Here is a 17156-nt window from a genome sequence, read left to right as displayed (position 1 = left end):
CGGAGGGTCAGTCCGTCGGGCGCTGGGTCAGGTTCGTGAACGCGTCCAGGTTCCGGGTGGACTCGCCACGCGACACCCGCCACTCGTACTCGCGCCGGATCGCGCTCGCGAAGCCCAGCTCCAGCAGCGTGTTGAAGGACCCGTCGGCCGCTTCGAGGACCGAGCCGAGCAGCCGGTCCAGCTCCTCCGGGGTGACGGCGGCCAGCGGCAGCTTGCCGGTCAGATAGATGTCCCCGAGACGGTCGATCGCGTAACTCACGCCGTACAGCTTGAGGTTGCGCTCCAGCAGCCAGCGGTGGACGCCCGTCGCGTTCTCGTCGGGGTGACGGATGACGAAGGCGTTGAGGGAGAGGGAGTGGCGGCCGACGCGCAGGGAGAGGGTCGTGAAGAGCTTGCGGGTGCCCGGCAGTTTGACCACGTACGAACCGGGTTCGGGTGATTCCCACTCCAGTTCGGCGTCCTTGAGGGTGTCCTCGATGACCTGCTGGGCGCGTGCGACGTCAGCCATGGTGCGAGCGTACGCGACGGCGGTTCTCGCGCATCCGCTGCTCGCGCGCCCTCTGGTCGCGCATCCGGTGCTCGTGCATCGCCGCCGTGTAGACGTCCGCCGTGCCTGACGCCGCCGTCTCCCAGCCGAAGGACCCGGCGTGCCGGGCGGCCGCCGCGCCCATCCGGGCGGACAGGTCCGGGTCGTCCAGGAACCGGCCCAGCGCGCGGGCGTAGTCGGCCGGGTCGTGGCCCTGCACGAGGTAGCCGGTGACGTCGTCGCGCACCGCGACCGGAAGGCCGCCGACCGCGGCCGCGACGACGGGCGTGCCGGCCGCCTGCGCCTCGATGGCGACCAGGCCGAAGGACTCGCTGTACGAGGGCATGACCAGGACCGAGGCCGCGCGGAACCAGTCCGCGAGCCGATCCTGGCCGACCGGCGGGTGGAAGCGGACGACGTCGCCGATGCCGAGCCGGGCGGCCAGCTTCTGCAGGCCCTCCGGCTTGGCCAGACCGCTGCCGCTCGGGCCGCCGACCACCGGCACCACCATGCGGGTGCGCAGCGACGGGTCACGTTCGAGCAGCAGGGCCGCCGCCCGCAGGAGGATGTCCGGGGCCTTGAGGGGCTGGATCCGGCCCGCGAAGACCGGGATGAACGCGTCGGCGGGGAGGCCGAGCCGGGCCCGGGCGGCGGCGCGGCCGTCCGCCGGGCGGAAGTGGTCGAGGTTCACGCCGGGGTGGACGACGGCGACCTTGCCGGGGTCGGCTTCGTAGAAGCGGACGAGCTCGTCGGCCTCCTCGGCGGTGTTGGCGATCAGCCGGTCGGCGGCGGAGACGATCTGGGTCTCGCCGATCACGCGGGCGGCGGGCTCGGGGGTGTCGCCCTCGGCGAGCGCCGCGTTCTTGACCTTGGCCATCGTGTGCATCGCGTGCACGAGCGGGACGCCCCACCGCTCGGCGGCGAGCCAGCCGACGTGGCCGGAGAGCCAGTAGTGGGAGTGGACCAGGTCGTAGTGGCCCGGGCGGTGGCCCGCCCACGCCTGCATGACGCCGTGCGTGAAGGCGCACAGCTGGGCCGGCAGCTCCTCCTTGGCCAGGCCCTCGTACGGGCCGGCGTCCACGTGCCGTACGAGCACACCGGGCGCGAGCTCGACCACGGGAGGCAGGCCCCCGGTGGTGGCGCGGGTGAAGATCTCGACCTCGATGTTGATCGCGGCGAGGCGCTTGGCCAGCTCGACGATGTAGACGTTCATGCCGCCTGCGTCGCCGGTCCCCGGCTGGTGGAGGGGCGAGGTGTGGACGCTGAGCATGGCCACCCGGCGAGGGGTGCGGTGACGGCCGGGGAGCCGGAGCCTGGACGGTGTCGCCAGGGAGCCGGCGAGCCGGGACACGTACTGGCTCACGTCGACGGTCCTTCCGCTCGGAGGGAGGGCAGGGCTTGCTGCAGCGGTCAGCGGGGGCGCCGCGAGCGCGCCCCCGGAGCACCGTGCGGGTACGGGCACGGCGAACCGGACGGCCTACGTCGCCCTCCAGGCGGCACAACACCGGAATTCCGCCATCCATTTCCGTTTTGCCAATTCATTGCCCGGCCGGTTCGTCGGCGGGGGGCGGGGGCGGGGCGGGTGAGGCGAATGGGGCGTGGGGGTGGGGTCCGGCGCACCGCTTACGCTCGTTCCATGGCCCCGCGCACCCCCCTGACCCCCAGCTCCGCCCGGGGGCGCACACCTCTCTCCCCGCCCGCCGGGGCCCGGCCGGTCGGCACGGCGACCCGCGGCACCACCAACCCCAACCGGCTCCGCCGCATGGACCGCTGGATCGCCGCCGTCCACGGCCCGGCGCTGCGCCGGTCGCCCGTCCCGCCCGTCGCCGTCGACCTCGGGTACGGAGCCGCCCCCTGGACGGCCGTCGAGCTGCTCGGCCGGCTGCGGACCGCCGATCCGCGCACCGAGGTCGTCGGCATCGAGATCGAACCGTCCCGGGTCGCGGCCGCCCGCCCGTACGAGCGCGAGGGCCTGACCTTCCGGCACGGCGGCTTCGAGGTCCCGGTGCCGGGCGAGGTCTCGCTGATCCGGGCCGCGAACGTGCTGCGCCAGTACGACGAGGGCGAGGTCGCCGCGGTGTGGGCGCGCCTGTGCGCGCGGCTCGGCCCCGGGGGGCTGCTCGTGGAGGGGACGTGCGACGAGATCGGGCGGCGGCACGTCTGGGTGGCGCTCGACCGGTCCGGGCCGCGCACCGTGACCTTCGCGACCCGGCTCGGTTCGCTGGAGCGGCCGTCGGACCTCGCGGAGCGGCTGCCGAAGGCCCTCATCCACCGCAATGTGCCGGGCGAGCCGGTGCACGCCTTCCTGCGCGACTTCGATCGGGCGTGGGCGGCGGCGGCTCCGTACGCCTCGCTCGGCGCGCGGCAGCGCTGGATCCGGGCGGTACGCGACCTGGCGGCGGACTGGCCCCTGACGGACGGCCACGGGCGGTGGCGGCAGGGAGAGGTGACGGTGCGCTGGGAGGCGCTGGCTCCGGCCTCCTGAGCGCCCCGCCCCCCGCCGTACGCCCCCCTCCCCCGCCCGCCGGGTTCGCGGGGCGGCCCCGTGACCGGGCCCCGCGCGCGTCGTTCTCGTCACATCCCGTCGAATTTCCGGTGCCGACGGAACGCGACACGCCGTGCACTCGTCCCTGGTCGGGGGACGTGACCCGACAAGCCCGGGTTTCCCCTGTCGTTTTCCCGTTTCGCATGGCACTATCGCCAAGGTCACCGACAAGTTACTGACGGTAAATCAGATGCGGGATGCAAGGCCGTCCAAGGGGGAGATAAGTGAACCGACGCCGCCGTGCCACCACCGCGATCACCGTGGTCTGCGCCCTGACGGTGCTGGCTTCACCCGCGCTGACCCTGTCCGCGTCGGCCGCGCCGCTGCCGCCGGGGGCGCCCGCCGGGCCGAAGAAGACCCTCGAAGAGGTCCGCAAGGAGATAGACGGCCTGTACCGCCAGGCCGCCGTCGCCACCGACGCGTACAACCTCGCCGAGGAGCAGACGAAGGAACAGTCCGCCGAGATCGTGAAGCTGGCCCGGATGATCGTGGCCGGCCGCGAGAAGATCGACCGGCTCAAGGCCCAGGCGGGCGCGGCGGCCCGCGCCCAGTACCGCAACGGCGGCCTCCCCGACGGCGCGCAGTTCGTCCTCACCGACGACCCGCAGCTCTTCCTCGACCACGCCGGCCGGCTCAAGCAGGGCCACAAGGCCACCAGCGACCTCCTCGGCGAAATGAACCGCACGCAGACGGAGTTGACGGTCTACGCCCGGGACGCGGGGACCAACTGGACCAAGCTGGAGGCCAACCGCGTCAAGCAGGCCAAGGCGAAGAAGGAGATCGACGCCAAGATCGCCGCGGCCCGCAAGCTGGAGTCCGAGCTGGAGGCCGAGGAGCGGGCGCGGCTGCTGCGCCTGGAGGAGCAGGAGCGCCACCGGGCGCAGTCCGCCTGGCTGGACACCGGCGTCCTCAAGGGGCTCGACGGGACGGCGACCGCCCGCGGCAAGGCGGCGGTCACGTTCGCGACGGCGCAGATCGGCAAGCCGTACGTCTGGGGCGCGGAGGGGCCGGGGTCGTTCGACTGCTCCGGACTGACCCAGAGCGCCTGGGGCGCGGCGGGCCGGAACATCCCGCGCACCTCGCAGGAGCAGTGGCGGCTGCTGCCGCGCGTGGACATCAAGGACATGCGGCCGGGCGACCTGATCGTCTACTTCAAGGACGCCAGCCACATCGGGATGTACATCGGCGACGGCGCGATGGTGCACGCCCCGCGTCCGGGCCGGAACGTGACGATCGCGGGAGCGGGCTCGATGGAGATCCTGGGAGTCGTCCGGCCGGAGTGACGGACCGGACCCGCGGGGGCGTCGCTGTGACCACGGTCTGCGGACCGCCCGTGGCGCCGGCTCGCGGAACGAGGGCTTCCAAGCCCGTCGGCGCGTGATGTTCGTCATGGCCCGACGGGCGACAACCTCCCCATGCGCGGCATATGCCAACCTCGCTTCCGTGCTCGTGCCGTGATCACCATTCCGTTGTCCGGCGGGGTGGCGCTATGGTCCCCGTCTGGCGGGACGTCGTTCGTCGTCGCGCCGCGCCCTCGGGGGGAGGGAAGGAAACAAAGCCGATGCCCGTACCCGTACCGCGTCAGAGAACCGTCTCTGCTGCGGCGCCAGGCGCTGTCACCGCTGCCGCCGGTACCGCCGGTGCCCCCGGCGGCACGCCCGCCACCGTCGCCACGGCGACGACCGGCACCGATCTGACCCTGCTGGTCGTCGAGGACGACCCGGCGGGGGCCCTCGCCGTACCCGAAATGCTCGACGCCGACGGCACCCGCGTCCGGATCCGTACCGCCCGCAACCTCACCGAGGCCGAGCGGCTGCTCACCGACGACGTGCACTGCGTCCTGGTCGACCTGGCCCTCCCCGGGCCCCGGGCGGCCGCCGACGACCCGCTGGCGCCGCTGCGGCACGTCCTGCGGCTCGCACCGCGGCACGCCGTCCTGGCGCTGGCCGCCTCGGCCGACGCGGAGCTGGCGGCGGAGGCGGTACGCGTCGGGGCGCAGGACCACCTCTTCCGCGAGGAGCTGGACGGGCGGCTGCTGAGCCGGGCGATCCGGTACGCGGTCGAGCGCAAGCGGGCCGACGCGGTCCAGGTGAAGCTGGCCGAGTCGCGGCTGCGGGCCCAGGAGAACGCCCGCCTGGAGCGCGGGCTGCTGCCCACCCCCCTGCTGGAGGGCTCGGACCTGCGGTTCGCGGCCCGGTACCGCCCCGGCCGCTCGCGCGCGCTGCTCGGCGGCGACTTCTACGACACCGTCCGCACCCCGGACGGCACGGTCCACGCCATGATCGGCGACGTCTGCGGGCACGGCCCGGACGAGGCGGCGCTCGGCGTGGAGCTGCGCATCGCGTGGCGGGCGCTGACCCTCGCCGGTCTGTGCGGGGACGAGCTCCTGTCGACGCTGCAGCAGGTTCTGGAGCACGAGCGGGAGAGCGAGGAGATCTTCGCGACGCTCTGCACGGTCGACATCGCGCCGGACGGGCGCCGGGCCGGCCTCTGCCTGGCCGGGCACCCCTCGCCGCTGATCGCCCGGGCGGGGGCCGCGGCGCGGCTCCTGCCGTACGAGGACAGCGGCCCGGCCCTCGGCCTGCTGCCCCGCGCCCGCTGGCCGCGCCGCCAGGTGGAGCTGGGCGGGACGTGGAGTCTGCTGATGTACACGGACGGGCTGATCGAGGGCCGCTCGGCGGGCCCGGACTCGCCGCGGCTCGGCCAGGACGGGATGGTCGCGATGATCAACCGGCAGCTGGCGGAGGGCCTGCGGGGCGAGGAGCTGCTGGAGGCGGCGGTGACGGAGGTCAGGTCGCTGAACGGCGGCGAGCTGACGGACGACGTGGCGGTCCTGGCACTGGAAAGGGCCCGGGGCTGAAGCCCGGGCCCTCACCGTACGGATCCCGCTCGCGCTGCTCGTACGGCGCGTGCGGTACGTCCGGCAGCTGGCGACCGACCGCCGTTGTACGGGCCGCCGTTGTAGGCCGCCGCTAGCGGCCGCCGTTGTACGGGCCGTAGGGCCCGTCGCTGCTGGAGCCGCCGCGACGGCCGCCGCCGCCCGAGATCTGCCGGATGGCGGGCCGGACGTCGACCATGAAGACGATGGCCGCGATCAGGCCGGCGATCTGCAGGAAGAGCATCGGCAGCAGCAGGTTCAGGGCGAGGTTGATGCCCAGGAGGATCAGCCAGAACTTCTTGGTCTGCTTGTCGGCCGCGCGGTAGGCGTCCTCGCGCGCCATCGCCGCGAAGACGAGCGCGGTGATGGCGAAGCCGATGAAGACCAGGCCGATCACCAGCCAGATGATGGAGTCGAATCCCGCGCGCAACATGCGTAGCACCGCCTCGTGAGTGGATGGAGCGCCTCGCGGCCAACGTACCCGGTCCAACGCCCCGGGCACCCCGATTGGTGCCCGGGCTTCGATGAACGGTCGGGGTCAGAGCTCCGTCGCGTCCGCGGTCTTCTTGGCGGCGGGCTTGCGGACGGCGGGCTTGCGGGCGGCCTTGGACTCGTCGGCGCCGGCCGTGGCCTCGGTCGTCTCCGCCTGCGCGGCCTTCTGCTCCCGCGCCTTCTCCGCGTCCGTCTTCGAGTCCGGCTCGACGGCGATGGCGATCTCGGTGATCTCCTCGGCGGCCTCACCGCGCCAGGCGCGCACGGTCTCCTCGCCGTGGGCGGCGACCTCCTCGTACTTCTCCCGCGCCTTGACGGCGTACTCGGCGGCGACGCCGACGGAGCGGAGGGCGAAGTCCTGGGCGGTCTCGCCCAGCTTCTTCAGGTCGGTGTCGAAGGTGCCGACGACCTCGGCGAGCTTCGACTGCACCGTGGACTGCGCCTCCTTGGCCCGCTCCGAGACCTTCTCCTGCACGGCCTTGGTGTCCGTCTTGCGTACGGCGTCGAACCGCGCGGGGGCCTCGGCGGCGATCTGCTCGATCAGCCCGGGGACCTTCCTGGCCTGCTGGACGGCGAGATCGGCGGTACCGGCGGCGAAGTAGAGGGGGGTACGCAGTTCTTCGATGATGGCCATGGTTGTGGTCCTCCCGGACGTCACGTACTGGTTCGAGGGTCGTTCGAGGATCGTTCGGCATCCACGTCGGCACCCGCGTCGGCGTCGGCACCCGTGTCCGCACCGGAGGCGGCCGCGCCTTCCGCGGCGCTCTCGGCGGCGTTCTCGGCTGCGTTCTCCTTGCGGAAGGAGTCGTAGATCTGGAGCAGCACCTGCTTCTGCCGCTCGTTGATCGAGGGATCGGCCAGTATGACGGCGCGCGTCTCCAGCTCGTCCCGCTCCTTCTCGTCGAGGATCCCGGCGCGCACGTACAGCGTCTCGGCGGAGATCCGCAGCGCCTTCGCGACCTGCTGCAGCACCTCGGCGCTGGGTTTGCGCAGCCCGCGCTCGATCTGGCTGAGGTACGGGTTCGACACCCCGGCGGCATCGGCGAGCTGCCGCAGGGACAGCTGCGCGGTGCGCCGCTGCTCGCGGAGGTACTCGCCAAGATTGCCGACGTTGAGTGATGCCATGCTGCGACCCTGCCAGCTCCTGCTAACTATTGCAAGCACTCGCTTGCAAGTGTGTCGCACCGCACGCACCGACTCGGCCCGGTCGGGTCACCCGCCCCCCGCCCCGCCGTCGATCAGGACCGCGACCCCGTCGAGGAGCCGGGCCAGGCCGAAGCGGAATTCGTAGTCCGGCTCGTCCGGTTCGTCGAGCACTCCCGAGTCCAGCATCCGCGCCACCGCCGGGAAGCGGGCCGGGTCGGCGAGGCGGCGCAGGGTCGCGGCGTAGCGGACCATCACGACGGGCGCCTCCTCACCGCTCGCGTCGATCGCGGCGGCGAGGTCGGCCAGCATCAGGGCGTCGCTCTTCACGAAGCCGCTCACCAGCAGGATCACCGAGATCTTGGCGCCCTCGTCGAGGCCGGTGCCGCCGAGGGCGACCATGGCCCGCTCCCACCAGGCGACGGTGTGGGGCGTCGCGGGCGGGCCCGTGAGGGGGACGCGGACCATCCAGAGGTGGCGGCGGTAGATCTCGCGCATCGCCCACGCCCACGCCTCCATCGCCTCCCGCCACGGCGCGCCCGGCGCGAACATCTCCGGCGGGGCGCCCGTCGCCGCGTCCTGCATCAGGACGTACAGCTCGCTCTTCGCGCCGACGTAGCGGTAGAGCGACATCGGGGAGACGCCCAGCTCCTTCGCGATCCGCCCCATGGAGACGGCGTCCAGCCCCTCCGCCTCGGCGATGCCCACGGCCGCGGCGACGATCCGGTCCAGGGTCAGCCCGGGCTTGGGGCCCTTGGCGGGCCGCTCCCGCAGGCCCCAGGCGGCCTCGATGCTCGCGGGCAGGAACGTGCCGCCCCCGCCGTTGTCGTCCGCCATCGGTCGCCGCCTCCATGGATCGCGTTCGCCCTGCGCGCTTGACGACCATCCTAGTAATGCGTAACCCTTACACAGTAACGCGTAGACCATACGCAGTACGTACTGCGTGCCGGCCCGGGCCTCGACGACCCGCGTCCGGACGCGGTACGAGTCCCCGCTCACCGAGCAGGAGCCGCCATGCAGCCCACCGCGCCACCCGCCCACCACGCCCATGCCACGGCAGCCGGCCCCGCCCCCGCGATCGAGGCCGTCGGCCTCCGCAAGGCCTATGGAGCCGTCACCGTCCTCGACTCCCTCGACCTCCGCGTCGACCGGGGCTCCGTCTTCGCCCTCCTCGGCCCCAACGGCGCGGGGAAGACCACCACCGTCCGCATCCTCGCCACGCTCACCCCGCCCGACGCCGGCCACGCGCGCGTGGCCGGGCTCGACGTGGTCCGGGAGCGCTCCGCCGTCCGCCGGGCCATCAGCCTCACCGGGCAGTTCGCCGCCGTCGACGCCATGCAGACCGGCGCCGAGAACCTCCGCATGGCCGCCCGGCTCAGCGGACTGTCCCGCCGGGACGCCGCCCGGCGCGCCGCCGAGCTCCTGGACCGCTTCGGCCTCACCGACGCGGGCGGCCGCCTGACCAGGACGTACTCCGGCGGCATGCGCCGGCGCCTCGACCTCGCCGCCGGATTGGTCCGCGCGCCCGAGGTGATGTTCCTCGATGAGCCCACCACCGGCCTCGACCCCCGCAGCCGCCAGGACCTCTGGGAGGTCGTCCGCGACCTGACGGCCGGCGGCACGACCGTCTTCCTCACCACCCAGTACCTGGAGGAGGCCGACCGCCTCGCCGACCGGATCGCCGTCATGAACTCCGGGCGGATCGTCGCGGAGGGCACCGCCGACGCGCTCAAGTCACGCGTCGCGGGCCACCGGCTCGACCTCGTCCTCGCCGACGAGGCCGCCTACCTCCGGCTGACCGGCCGCGCGGTCCACCGCTCCCCGGAGACGCGCACCCTCGGGATCCCCACCGACGGCAGCGCCGCCCACGTCCGGGCCCTGCTCGACGAACTCGACCCGGAGCGCCGGGACATCCTCCGCTTCACCCTGCACACCGCGACCCTCGACGACGTCTTCCTGACCCTCACCGGAACCGACGCCGCCACCGCAACCCAGGCCCCCGCCGGCGAGCCCACCACCCCGGCACCCGCCGACCGCGACCCTCAGGAGCCCGCCCATGTCTGACGCGCTGACCACCGCGAGCGTCCTGACCGGCCGCGGCATCCGCCTCAGCCGCCGCAACCTGGACGCCGTCATCACCTCCATGCTGCTGCCGGTGATGCTGATGCTGATCTTCGTCTACTTCTTCGGCGGAGCCATCGACACCGGGACGCGGTACGTGACCTACGTCGTCCCCGGCGTCCTCCTCCTCTGCGCCGGATTCGGCTCCGCGAGCACCGCCGTCAGCGTCAGCGAGGACATGAAGGGCGGGATCATCGACCGGTTCCGCTCGCTCGACATCGGCGGCACCCCCATCCTCGCCGGACATGTCGGCGCCAGCGTGGCCCGCAACCTCCTCGCCACCGTCCTCGTCTTCGGCGTCGCCTTCCTGATCGGCTTCCGCCCCTCGGCGAGCGCCTCCGGCTGGCTCGCGGCCCTCGGCCTGCTCGTCGCCTTCATCACCGCCGTGTCGTGGCTGTCGGCGGCGGCCGGGCTGCTCGCCAGAACACCGGAGGCGGCCGGCGGGTTCACCTTCCTGATGATGTTCCTGCCGTACCCGAGCAGTGCGTTCGTGCCGATCGACACCATGCCCACCTGGCTGCACGGCTTCGCCGCACACCAGCCGGTGACCCCGGTCATCGAGTCCCTGCGCGGGCTGCTCCTGGACCAGCCGGTGGGCAACACCCCCTGGATCGCCCTCGCCTGGTGCGCCGGGCTGTTCGCCCTGGCGGTGGCGGCGTCGGAGAGCCTGTTCCGGCTGCGTACGAGGTGACGGCCCCGTCGCGTCCCCGCCCGGGCGGCCCGGGCGTCGGGACACGTCGGCGTCAGAACACGTCAGAACACGTCAGAACACGTCGGGGCACCAGGGGCGGCGCGGGCTCCGCAGCAGGTGGTCGGCGAGGGCGGCGGCGCCCGGGGTGACCTCCTCCACGCGGCCCAGGGACGCGAGCCGTACGACCGACTCGTCTCCGAGCGAGAGGGTGCCCAACTCCGCGACGTCGAGGGCGAGATCGGCGGACTCGGTGGTACGGGTGCAGGCCGCGCCGTCCGGGGAGGCGTCGAGGCGGTAGCGGCCGCCGGCCGGCCCGTCGGCGTCGCGCACGTCGAGGACGAGTCCGCCCGAGGTGCCGTACGTACGGCCCTCCAGGACCTTGGCGACGTCCAGGACCCGGACCCACAGCATGTCGGCGTGGGTGGTGACGCGGGCGGCCCGCGGGTCCGGGAGCAGCAGCGGCAGGAGGTCGTCGGGGGCGCGATGGCCGGAGGTGACGGTGGTGACCCAGTCCAGGGAGCACAGGAACGTCCACAGCGCGCGTTCGGCGGCCGGGGTGACGGCGATCAGGTCGCGGACGGCGGCGGTGTTGAGGGGCTGCTTGCCGTCCTCCCACTTGTCGTCGCAGGTGTAGGCGGCGTAGCCCTGCGGAGTTCCGTCCTCGTCGCGGTAGACGGCGTAGAACGGCTCGGTCCAGGGCGTGGTGTGGTGCCCGAGGCCGGTGCCGAGGTCCCAGCCGCGGGCGTCGCGGCCGACGATCCCGGCGCGGGCGGCGGCCAGACGGCGGTGCAGTCCGGGGCCGGTCCTCCGGATCTCCTCGCCGTCCGCGAAGTCGATCCGTCCGCCGTCCTCGGGACGGCCGGAGCGGCGTGGGTCGAGGCCGGCGCGGCGGACGTCGACGGTCCACTGGGTGGTCCAGGTGGCCGGGCCGAAGCCGTACCGTCCGTAGATCGGGTACTCGGCGGCGATCAGGGTGGCGACGGCGTCGCCGCGCTCCGTCGCGGCGGCGAGGTCGGCCGCCATCATGCGCCGGAGCAGGCCCCGGCGGCGGTGGGTCGCGGAGACGGTGACGTTGGAGACGGCGTCGGCGACGAGCGTGCCGCCGCCGACCGTCGACAGCTCCTGGGTGAAGGACCGGAAGGTGGCGACGGCCCGGCCCCGGTCGAAGACGCCGAGGGTACGGGCCAGGTCGATGTGCGGGAGCCGGTCGGCGACCTCGGCGTCGGAGACGACGGGGGGCAGCAGGAAGCCGGCGCGGGCCGCCCGCAGCCATTCGGCGTACTCGGACTCGGCGACGGGGCGCACTTCGAGGACCATGCCCCGAGGCTATGCGGGGCCTCTGGGCGCCGCACGCGAGTTTCCGCCCGGCCGGAAGGCCCGGGTCCGGCCCCTCAGATCAGCAGGTCGTCGACCTGGGCCTCGCCCTCCCGGTACCGCCGGGCGATCTCCGCGCTGCAGTCGTCGGCGGTGCGCTGGAGCTGCTGCCGGCGCTGCGAGACCTGCTGTTCGTAGCCCGCGAGCCGGCCCATCGCCGTGTGCAGTTCGTCGTCCGTACGCGCGCAGAGGTCCGACAGCTCGACCTCGGACAGCATCTCGTTGGCGAGCCGCCGGTACTCCTCGCTCCGCGGCGTCGACAGCGTCACGTGCCGCGCCGAGGTCCGCAGCCGCGAGGGCGCGTCCGCGAGGATCTCCGAGAGCCGGTCCAGGACCGGCGCCTCCGGGTCGGTACGCCGGGCCAGCTCGGCCCGGAGGATGTCGATCCGGCCCTGCAGCATCCGCCGGACGTAGCTGAGGTCGGCCTCGTCGCCCTGCGCGTCCCGGCGCAGGGCGCGCAGCTCGGGCAGCCGGAGGGCGGCGATGTCCGGCTGTGGCGGTGGTGGCAGCGACGGAGCCGCCGTGCGCTGTGTCGGTGGACGTACGGCCGCGCCGACTCGGGTCAGCGGTACGGGACCGGACGGCGTCTGCCCGGCGCCATGTGCACTCATGTGAATCGTCCCCTCGACCGGTGCGGAGCCGCACCGCCTGACACGCATCGTGCCACCCCCGCACGGGTGTGTGCAGGCGCTCTGCACCCGTTCAGCCCCAGATGCGTCGGTCTGTAGGTTGGTCCGTATGCGTGCAGTGGTGCAGAGAGTGGACGGCGCGAGCGTCGTCGTCGCAGGAGAGACGGTCGGCGGGATCGCCGGCGAAGGGCTGTGTGTGCTGGTGGGAGTGACCCACGACGACACACCGGAGAAGGCCGCCCAGTTGGCCAGGAAGCTGTGGTCCGTCCGGATCCTGGAGGACGAGAAATCCTGTTCGGACGTGAATGCGCCCTTGTTGGTGATTTCTCAGTTCACCCTCTACGGGGACGCGCGGAAGGGTCGCCGGCCCACGTGGAACGCCGCCGCGCCCGGGCCGGTCGCCGAACCGCTCGTCGACGAGGTGGTGGCGCGGCTGCGCGAGCTGGGGGCGACGGTGGAGACGGGCCGGTTCGGAGCGGAGATGCGCGTCTCGCTCACGAACCACGGCCCGTTCACCCTCCTGATCGAGGTCTGAGCGCCGGGCCCCGAGGGCGCTCGGGGCCCCGCGGGCCGTTCGCGGCCCTTGCCGGCTCGACGCGACGGCCCTTACGGCTCGACGCGACGGCCTTTACGGCTCGACGACCGTCTCCTGGGCGGCCGCCGTGTCGCCGGCGAGCAGCTCCGCGTCCACCGGCACGTTCCGCTTCAGCATCGCCAGGGCGATCGGCCCCAGCTCGTGGTGGCGCGCCGAGGTGGTGATGAAGCCGAGCTGGCGGCCCTCGGCGCCGTCCGCGGCGAGCCGGATCGGGGTGCCGTGACCGGGCAGGTGGACCTCGCTGCCGTCGAGGTGCAGGAAGACGAGCCGCCGCGGCGGCTTCCCCAGGTTGTGGACGCGCGCCACCGTCTCCTGGCCGCGGTAGCAGCCCTTCTGGAGGTGCACGGCGCTGCCGATCCAGCCCAGCTCGTGCGGGATGGTCCGGTGGTCGGTCTCGAAGCCGAGCCGGGGCCGGTGCGTCTCGACCCGCAGCGCCTCGTACGCGAAGATCCCGGCGGCGGGGCCGTGCGCGGTGCCGAAGGCCTCCAGCTCCGCGCGGGGCAGGAACAGGTCGCGGCCGTGCGGGGTCTCCCGTACGACCACGCCGTCGGGCACCTCGGCGATGGAGCCGGCGGGCAGGTGGACGAGGGCGACGTCCGCCGTGCGGTCGGTGACCTCGACCCGGTAGAAGAACTTCATCGACTCCAGATAGGCGATGAGGTCCTCCTGCGTGCCGGGCTCGACGTGCGCCCAGGTGGTCTCGCCGTCGTCGACGAGGTAGAGGGCGTGCTCGATGTGGCCGTTGGCGGAGAGGATCAGCGCCTCGGTGGCCTGGCCGACCGGCAGCTCGGAGACGTGCTGGGTGAGCAGCAGGTGCAGCCAGCTCAGCCGGTCGTCCCCGGTGACGGTGACGACACCGCGGTGCGAGAGATCGACGAAGCCGGTGCCGCCGGCGAGGGCGCGCTGCTCGCGGAACAGGTCGCCGTAGTGCGCGGCGACGCCTTCGTCACGGCCTTCGGCGGGGACGGCGCCGGGCAGGGAGAGCAGGGGGCTGTGCGTGGAATGACGCTGCATGGGGACCAGCCTACGACCGCGCGGCCTCGTCCTTGTTCGAACAGTCCGCACAGCGGCCGAAGATCGCGAAATGCTTGAGGTCCGTGTCGAAGCCGAACGTCTCGCGGAGCTTGCCGGTGAACTCGGCGGCGATGTCGACATCCGCCTCGATGACGTCCGTACAGTCACGGCACACCAGGTGGAGGTGGTGGTGCCGGTCGGCGAGGTGGTACGTCGGGGCGCCGTGGCCCAGATGGGCGTGGCTGACCAGGCCCAGCTCCTCCAGCAGCTCCAGCGTGCGGTAGACGGTGGAGATGTTGACGCCGGACGCGGTCTTGCGGACCTCGCCGAGGATGTCGTCGGGCGTCGCGTGTTCGAGCGTGTCGACGGCCTCCAGGACAAGCTGGCGCTGGGGCGTCAGCCGGTAGCCGCGCTGCCGCAGGTCGCTCTTCCAGTCGGTGCTCACCACGCCCCCAGTGTAGGAGGGCGTGGCGGCATCCCGAGGGGTTCGGCGGACCTACTTGAAAAAGGCGATGCCGTCGTCCGGCAGGTCGCCGAGGCCGCGGGCCATCTCCGCGACCTCTTCCGGGGACACGACCTTCTTCAGGTGCGCCGACATGTACGGCCGCAGCGGGACCTCGGGGGTGGCCTTCTCGCCCACCCACATCAGGTCGCCCTTGACGTAGCCGTAGAGCCGCTTGCCACCGCTGTACGCGCCGGCGGCGGCGGTACGGGCGACGGCGTCGGTCACGAGGTCGATCTGCGGCTTCTGGTCGGCGAGCTCGCCGTACCAGATCTCGACGATGCCCTGGTCACGGACCATGACGATCTCGACCTTGCGGTCCTTGTCGATCCGCCAGTAGCCGCTCTCGCTCTCCAGCGGGCGGACCTTGTTGCCTTCGTTGTCCAGGACCCAGGAGTGGGAGACGTACTCGAGGAAGTCCCGGCCGTCGTGGCTGAACGTCACGGACTGACCGAAGTTGCACTTCTCGGCGCCGGGGAAGTCGGAGACGCCCGCGCCTTGCCACGTCCCGAGGAGGAACGCGAGGGGGACGAGGTCCGGGTTGAGGTCGGACGGGATTTCGATCATGAGCAGCTCTGTCGATCTGTAGGGGGATTAACGCTGGCCCTGGTACAGCTTCTTCACGGCCAGGCCGGTGAAGGCGAGGACGCCGACGCAGACCAGGATCAGCAGGGCTTCGAAGAAGATGATCACAGGTGCTCCTCGAATGAGCGATGAAGGCGGAACGGGCCGGACCCCAGCTTAGTGGCCTGGCGCCCGGCCCTCTCTGTGAGGTGGCTCAAGCCCCCTCGATGTCCCCGGCCCGCTATCCCAGGAGCTGGTTCTGCAGGGCGACGGTCTGCTGGAACGGGACGGTGAGCGCCTCGCCCTTGCGGGTCTGGGTGATCAGGGCGACGGTGTCGCCGGCCTGGACGTAGGCCCAGCGGGTCTGCTCGGTGTCCGCCGGGAGCTCGACGTACGTGTAGACGGCGGTGTACGGCACGTGGATGTCGGCCGCGATGTCGCTGGACATCCGGACGCCCTCGACGCCCGCGAGGAGCGGGCCGTCCATCGAGCCCGCCTTCAACGCGTCGTCCTTGAATGCCTCCGCGGAGGCCACCGAGGTGAACCGGAGCAGGTGGATCCGGGTGGCGGTGCCGTCCGGCGTCGTCCAGCCGCGCGCCGCGATGTGGCGCAGGGCCGAGTCGGCCAGGCTCTCCTTGAGCTCCGTCCGGTCGTCCGCGCGGTACATCGAGAGGTACTGATCCACGGTGACCCAGCCGCCGTCCCGTCCGGGCTCGACCGTGGCGCCGACGGGGGCGGGCAGGACGAGATCGCGCAGGGCGGCGTGGTGGACCTCGCCGTCGTTGCCGGTGGTGAAGGGGCGCGGGGAGCCTTCCGGGAGCGCCGGGAGGGTGAGCCGGGGGTACTCCCAGCGACCGTCGCTCTCGGTGGCGAGGCCGGGGACGTCGGTGCGCTCCATCGAGGCGATGCCGTAGGCGGTCCCGGCGCCGAGCCCACCGCAGACGAGTACGGCGGCGGTCCAGCGGGCGACGGCCCACAGCACGCGCCGCGAGGCCTTGGCGGGGGCCGGTGGCTCGGCGGGCGCCTCGGCCGTCTGAGGCACGGCGGGCGCCTCGGGCGCGGGGGGCACGGCGGCATCCTCCGCGGCCTCGGAAGTCACGGGCGCCTCGCGAGTCACGGGCGCCTCGGGGGCCTCCGTCTCGGCCTGCGGCGTCGCCTCCCCGACCGTCTCCGGAGCCGCCTCCGCGCCTGCCGTAGCGGCCTCGGGCCGTACCGTCTCCGTCACCGTCGCTGCCTTCTGCTCGGTCGTCATACGTACTCCCCCGGGGACTTGATGTGGTCGAGCTGCTGCTTGGTCAGCCGCGCAACAGCCGACTTCGCGAACGGCCTGACCCCGGTGGCCCTGACCGTGACCAGCACTTCGGAGTCGTAGGCGACGCAGACCATGCCGTCCAGCAGCTTCTCCCGCTCGGCCTTGGTGCCCTCCTTGCTCTGCGGCATCCCGTAGCAGACCGCGTTCCTGTGGCCGGTGATCTTCGGGCCCTTGGGGAACTTCAGGAAGTCGGCGACCTCCTTCCGCAGTTCGAACATCTCGCGGATCCGCTTCTTGTCCTTCATCCGCGTGATGTGGACGTTCATCACGATGCCGCTCATCTCGGCCGCGAACGAGCGGACGGCGATCCCCTGGATGCCCAGCCGGTCGACCCGCTTCTCGTACTCGCGGCGCTTCTTGCCGGAGAGGCCCTTGCCCTCCTGCTTCACCAGGGCGGTCGCCTCCTTCTCGCCCAGCTCGCCGTCGTTCCCGTACGACTCGATGTCGGGCCCGAGCACATAGCCTTCCGGCACGGGCAGCAGAAGCTTGCTGAGCGGTGTGGACGTCTTGCCGCGCAGGGCGTACTCCGCCGGGTCCGGCTGTGCGGACGACGTGCCCCGCTCCCAGGCCACGGTCGGCGCGGAGCGGTCCGCGGAGGCGACCGTGACACCCGTGTAGGTGACGCCGCCGCCGATCGCGCCCAGGACGAGCACGCAGGGCAGGACGACGGTCAGCAGCGTGCGCCCGCGCCCGCGCCCCCTCGGCTCCGCCGGTGGCACGGTCTCGGGGGACACCTCATCCGCATCGGTCACGGTGGTCTTGCCGTCCTC

General features: G+C 72.8%; 19 protein-coding genes. 6 read left to right on the top strand and 13 right to left on the bottom strand.

From position 1 onward, the window contains the following. Positions 1–7: 7 nt before the first annotated feature. Complete coding sequence (locus tag ACZ6RC_RS05610; protein ID WP_453612432.1) at positions 8–508, bottom strand: type III secretion system chaperone family protein; 501 nt, start codon at positions 506–508, stop codon at positions 8–10. Then, positions 501–1889 (bottom strand): D-inositol-3-phosphate glycosyltransferase, encoded by a 1389-nt coding sequence (gene mshA / locus ACZ6RC_RS05605; protein ID WP_391143520.1) that lies wholly within the window; start codon positions 1887–1889, stop codon positions 501–503. Before mshA ends, ACZ6RC_RS05610 begins: the two co-directional genes overlap by 8 nt. 273 nt (positions 1890–2162) lie before the next feature. Between mshA and ACZ6RC_RS05600 the strand changes: the two genes are divergently transcribed. The 3 genes from ACZ6RC_RS05600 to ACZ6RC_RS05590 all read left to right on the top strand — a co-directional run bounded on the left by ACZ6RC_RS05600 (position 2163) and on the right by ACZ6RC_RS05590 (position 5931). Next, positions 2163–3011: a class I SAM-dependent methyltransferase gene (locus tag ACZ6RC_RS05600; RefSeq protein ID WP_391143518.1), complete on the top strand. Its 849-nt coding sequence runs from the start codon at positions 2163–2165 to the stop codon at positions 3009–3011. A 284-nt stretch (positions 3012–3295) separates the two neighbouring features. Continuing rightward, the gene (locus ACZ6RC_RS05595) at positions 3296–4354 is read left to right on the top strand and encodes a C40 family peptidase (RefSeq protein ID WP_391143516.1); all 1059 of its coding nucleotides are present in this window, start codon (positions 3296–3298) and stop codon (positions 4352–4354) included. A gap of 278 nt (positions 4355–4632) precedes the next feature. Next, positions 4633–5931, top strand: a complete 1299-nt coding sequence (locus tag ACZ6RC_RS05590) for a PP2C family protein-serine/threonine phosphatase (RefSeq protein ID WP_469579503.1) — start codon at positions 4633–4635, stop codon at positions 5929–5931. 112 nt (positions 5932–6043) lie between these two features. Here the strand turns inward: ACZ6RC_RS05590 and ACZ6RC_RS05585 are convergent, their stop codons facing one another. The 4 genes from ACZ6RC_RS05585 to ACZ6RC_RS05570 form a co-directional block, all read right to left on the bottom strand. Continuing rightward, the gene (locus ACZ6RC_RS05585) at positions 6044–6382 is read right to left on the bottom strand and encodes a DUF2516 family protein (RefSeq protein WP_391143512.1); all 339 of its coding nucleotides are present in this window, start codon (positions 6380–6382) and stop codon (positions 6044–6046) included. Between the two features lie 105 nt (positions 6383–6487). Continuing rightward, positions 6488–7075, bottom strand: a complete 588-nt coding sequence (locus ACZ6RC_RS05580; protein WP_391143509.1) for a hypothetical protein — start codon at positions 7073–7075, stop codon at positions 6488–6490. A gap of 20 nt (positions 7076–7095) precedes the next feature. Continuing rightward, on the bottom strand, positions 7096–7566 hold the full coding sequence (locus ACZ6RC_RS05575) for a helix-turn-helix domain-containing protein (protein ID WP_469579501.1): 471 nt from the start codon (positions 7564–7566) through the stop codon (positions 7096–7098). An 87-nt stretch (positions 7567–7653) separates the two neighbouring features. Next, positions 7654–8421, bottom strand: a complete 768-nt coding sequence (locus ACZ6RC_RS05570) for a TetR/AcrR family transcriptional regulator (protein WP_453612422.1) — start codon at positions 8419–8421, stop codon at positions 7654–7656. Positions 8422–8598: 177 nt separating this feature from the next. Here ACZ6RC_RS05570 and ACZ6RC_RS05565 point away from each other — a divergent pair, with 177 nt between their 5' ends. Together ACZ6RC_RS05565 and ACZ6RC_RS05560 are read left to right on the top strand one after the other, a co-directional pair. Next, positions 8599–9648, top strand: a complete 1050-nt coding sequence (locus tag ACZ6RC_RS05565) for an ABC transporter ATP-binding protein (RefSeq protein WP_469579499.1) — start codon at positions 8599–8601, stop codon at positions 9646–9648. Further along, positions 9641–10396 (top strand): ABC transporter permease, encoded by a 756-nt coding sequence (locus tag ACZ6RC_RS05560; protein ID WP_391143497.1) that lies wholly within the window; start codon positions 9641–9643, stop codon positions 10394–10396. Before ACZ6RC_RS05565 ends, ACZ6RC_RS05560 begins: the two co-directional genes overlap by 8 nt. Positions 10397–10468: 72 nt before the next feature. Here ACZ6RC_RS05560 and ACZ6RC_RS05555 read toward each other — a convergent pair whose 3' ends face one another. Next, positions 10469–11713 carry a GNAT family N-acetyltransferase gene (locus ACZ6RC_RS05555; RefSeq protein ID WP_469579496.1) on the bottom strand — a complete coding sequence of 415 codons (1245 nt, stop codon included), beginning with the start codon at positions 11711–11713 and terminating at the stop codon, positions 10469–10471. 74 nt (positions 11714–11787) lie between these two features. Next, positions 11788–12381, bottom strand: coding sequence for an RsiG family protein (locus tag ACZ6RC_RS05550; RefSeq protein WP_391143491.1), 594 nt, complete (start codon positions 12379–12381; stop codon positions 11788–11790). Between the two features lie 127 nt (positions 12382–12508). Here ACZ6RC_RS05550 and dtd point away from each other — a divergent pair, with 127 nt between their 5' ends. Further along, positions 12509–12934 (top strand): D-aminoacyl-tRNA deacylase, encoded by a 426-nt coding sequence (gene dtd / locus ACZ6RC_RS05545; protein ID WP_391143488.1) that lies wholly within the window; start codon positions 12509–12511, stop codon positions 12932–12934. Between the two features lie 93 nt (positions 12935–13027). On the opposite strand, the gene ygfZ is transcribed toward dtd, so the two are convergent. From ygfZ to ACZ6RC_RS05520, 5 genes are all read right to left on the bottom strand, one after another. Continuing rightward, a complete protein-coding gene (ygfZ, locus tag ACZ6RC_RS05540; protein WP_469579494.1) occupies positions 13028–14008 on the bottom strand; it encodes a CAF17-like 4Fe-4S cluster assembly/insertion protein YgfZ in 981 nt (326 codons plus the stop codon). A 10-nt stretch (positions 14009–14018) separates the two neighbouring features. Then, positions 14019–14456 carry a Fur family transcriptional regulator gene (locus ACZ6RC_RS05535; RefSeq protein WP_391143483.1) on the bottom strand — a complete coding sequence of 146 codons (438 nt, stop codon included), beginning with the start codon at positions 14454–14456 and terminating at the stop codon, positions 14019–14021. A 48-nt stretch (positions 14457–14504) separates the two neighbouring features. Beyond that, the gene (locus ACZ6RC_RS05530; RefSeq protein ID WP_469579493.1) at positions 14505–15077 is read right to left on the bottom strand and encodes a heme-binding beta-barrel domain-containing protein; all 573 of its coding nucleotides are present in this window, start codon (positions 15075–15077) and stop codon (positions 14505–14507) included. A gap of 238 nt (positions 15078–15315) precedes the next feature. Beyond that, positions 15316–16326: a hypothetical protein gene (locus ACZ6RC_RS05525; protein ID WP_469579491.1), complete on the bottom strand. Its 1011-nt coding sequence runs from the start codon at positions 16324–16326 to the stop codon at positions 15316–15318. Then, positions 16323–17138 carry a hypothetical protein gene (locus ACZ6RC_RS05520; RefSeq protein WP_469579490.1) on the bottom strand — a complete coding sequence of 272 codons (816 nt, stop codon included), beginning with the start codon at positions 17136–17138 and terminating at the stop codon, positions 16323–16325. Before ACZ6RC_RS05520 ends, ACZ6RC_RS05525 begins: the two co-directional genes overlap by 4 nt. Positions 17139–17156: the final 18 nt, after the last annotated feature.

This window comes from Streptomyces sp. NPDC048353, from assembly GCF_055587165.1.
The sequence above is the reverse complement of the archived record's forward strand: the minus strand, read 5'-3'. Positions and strand labels throughout refer to the sequence as shown.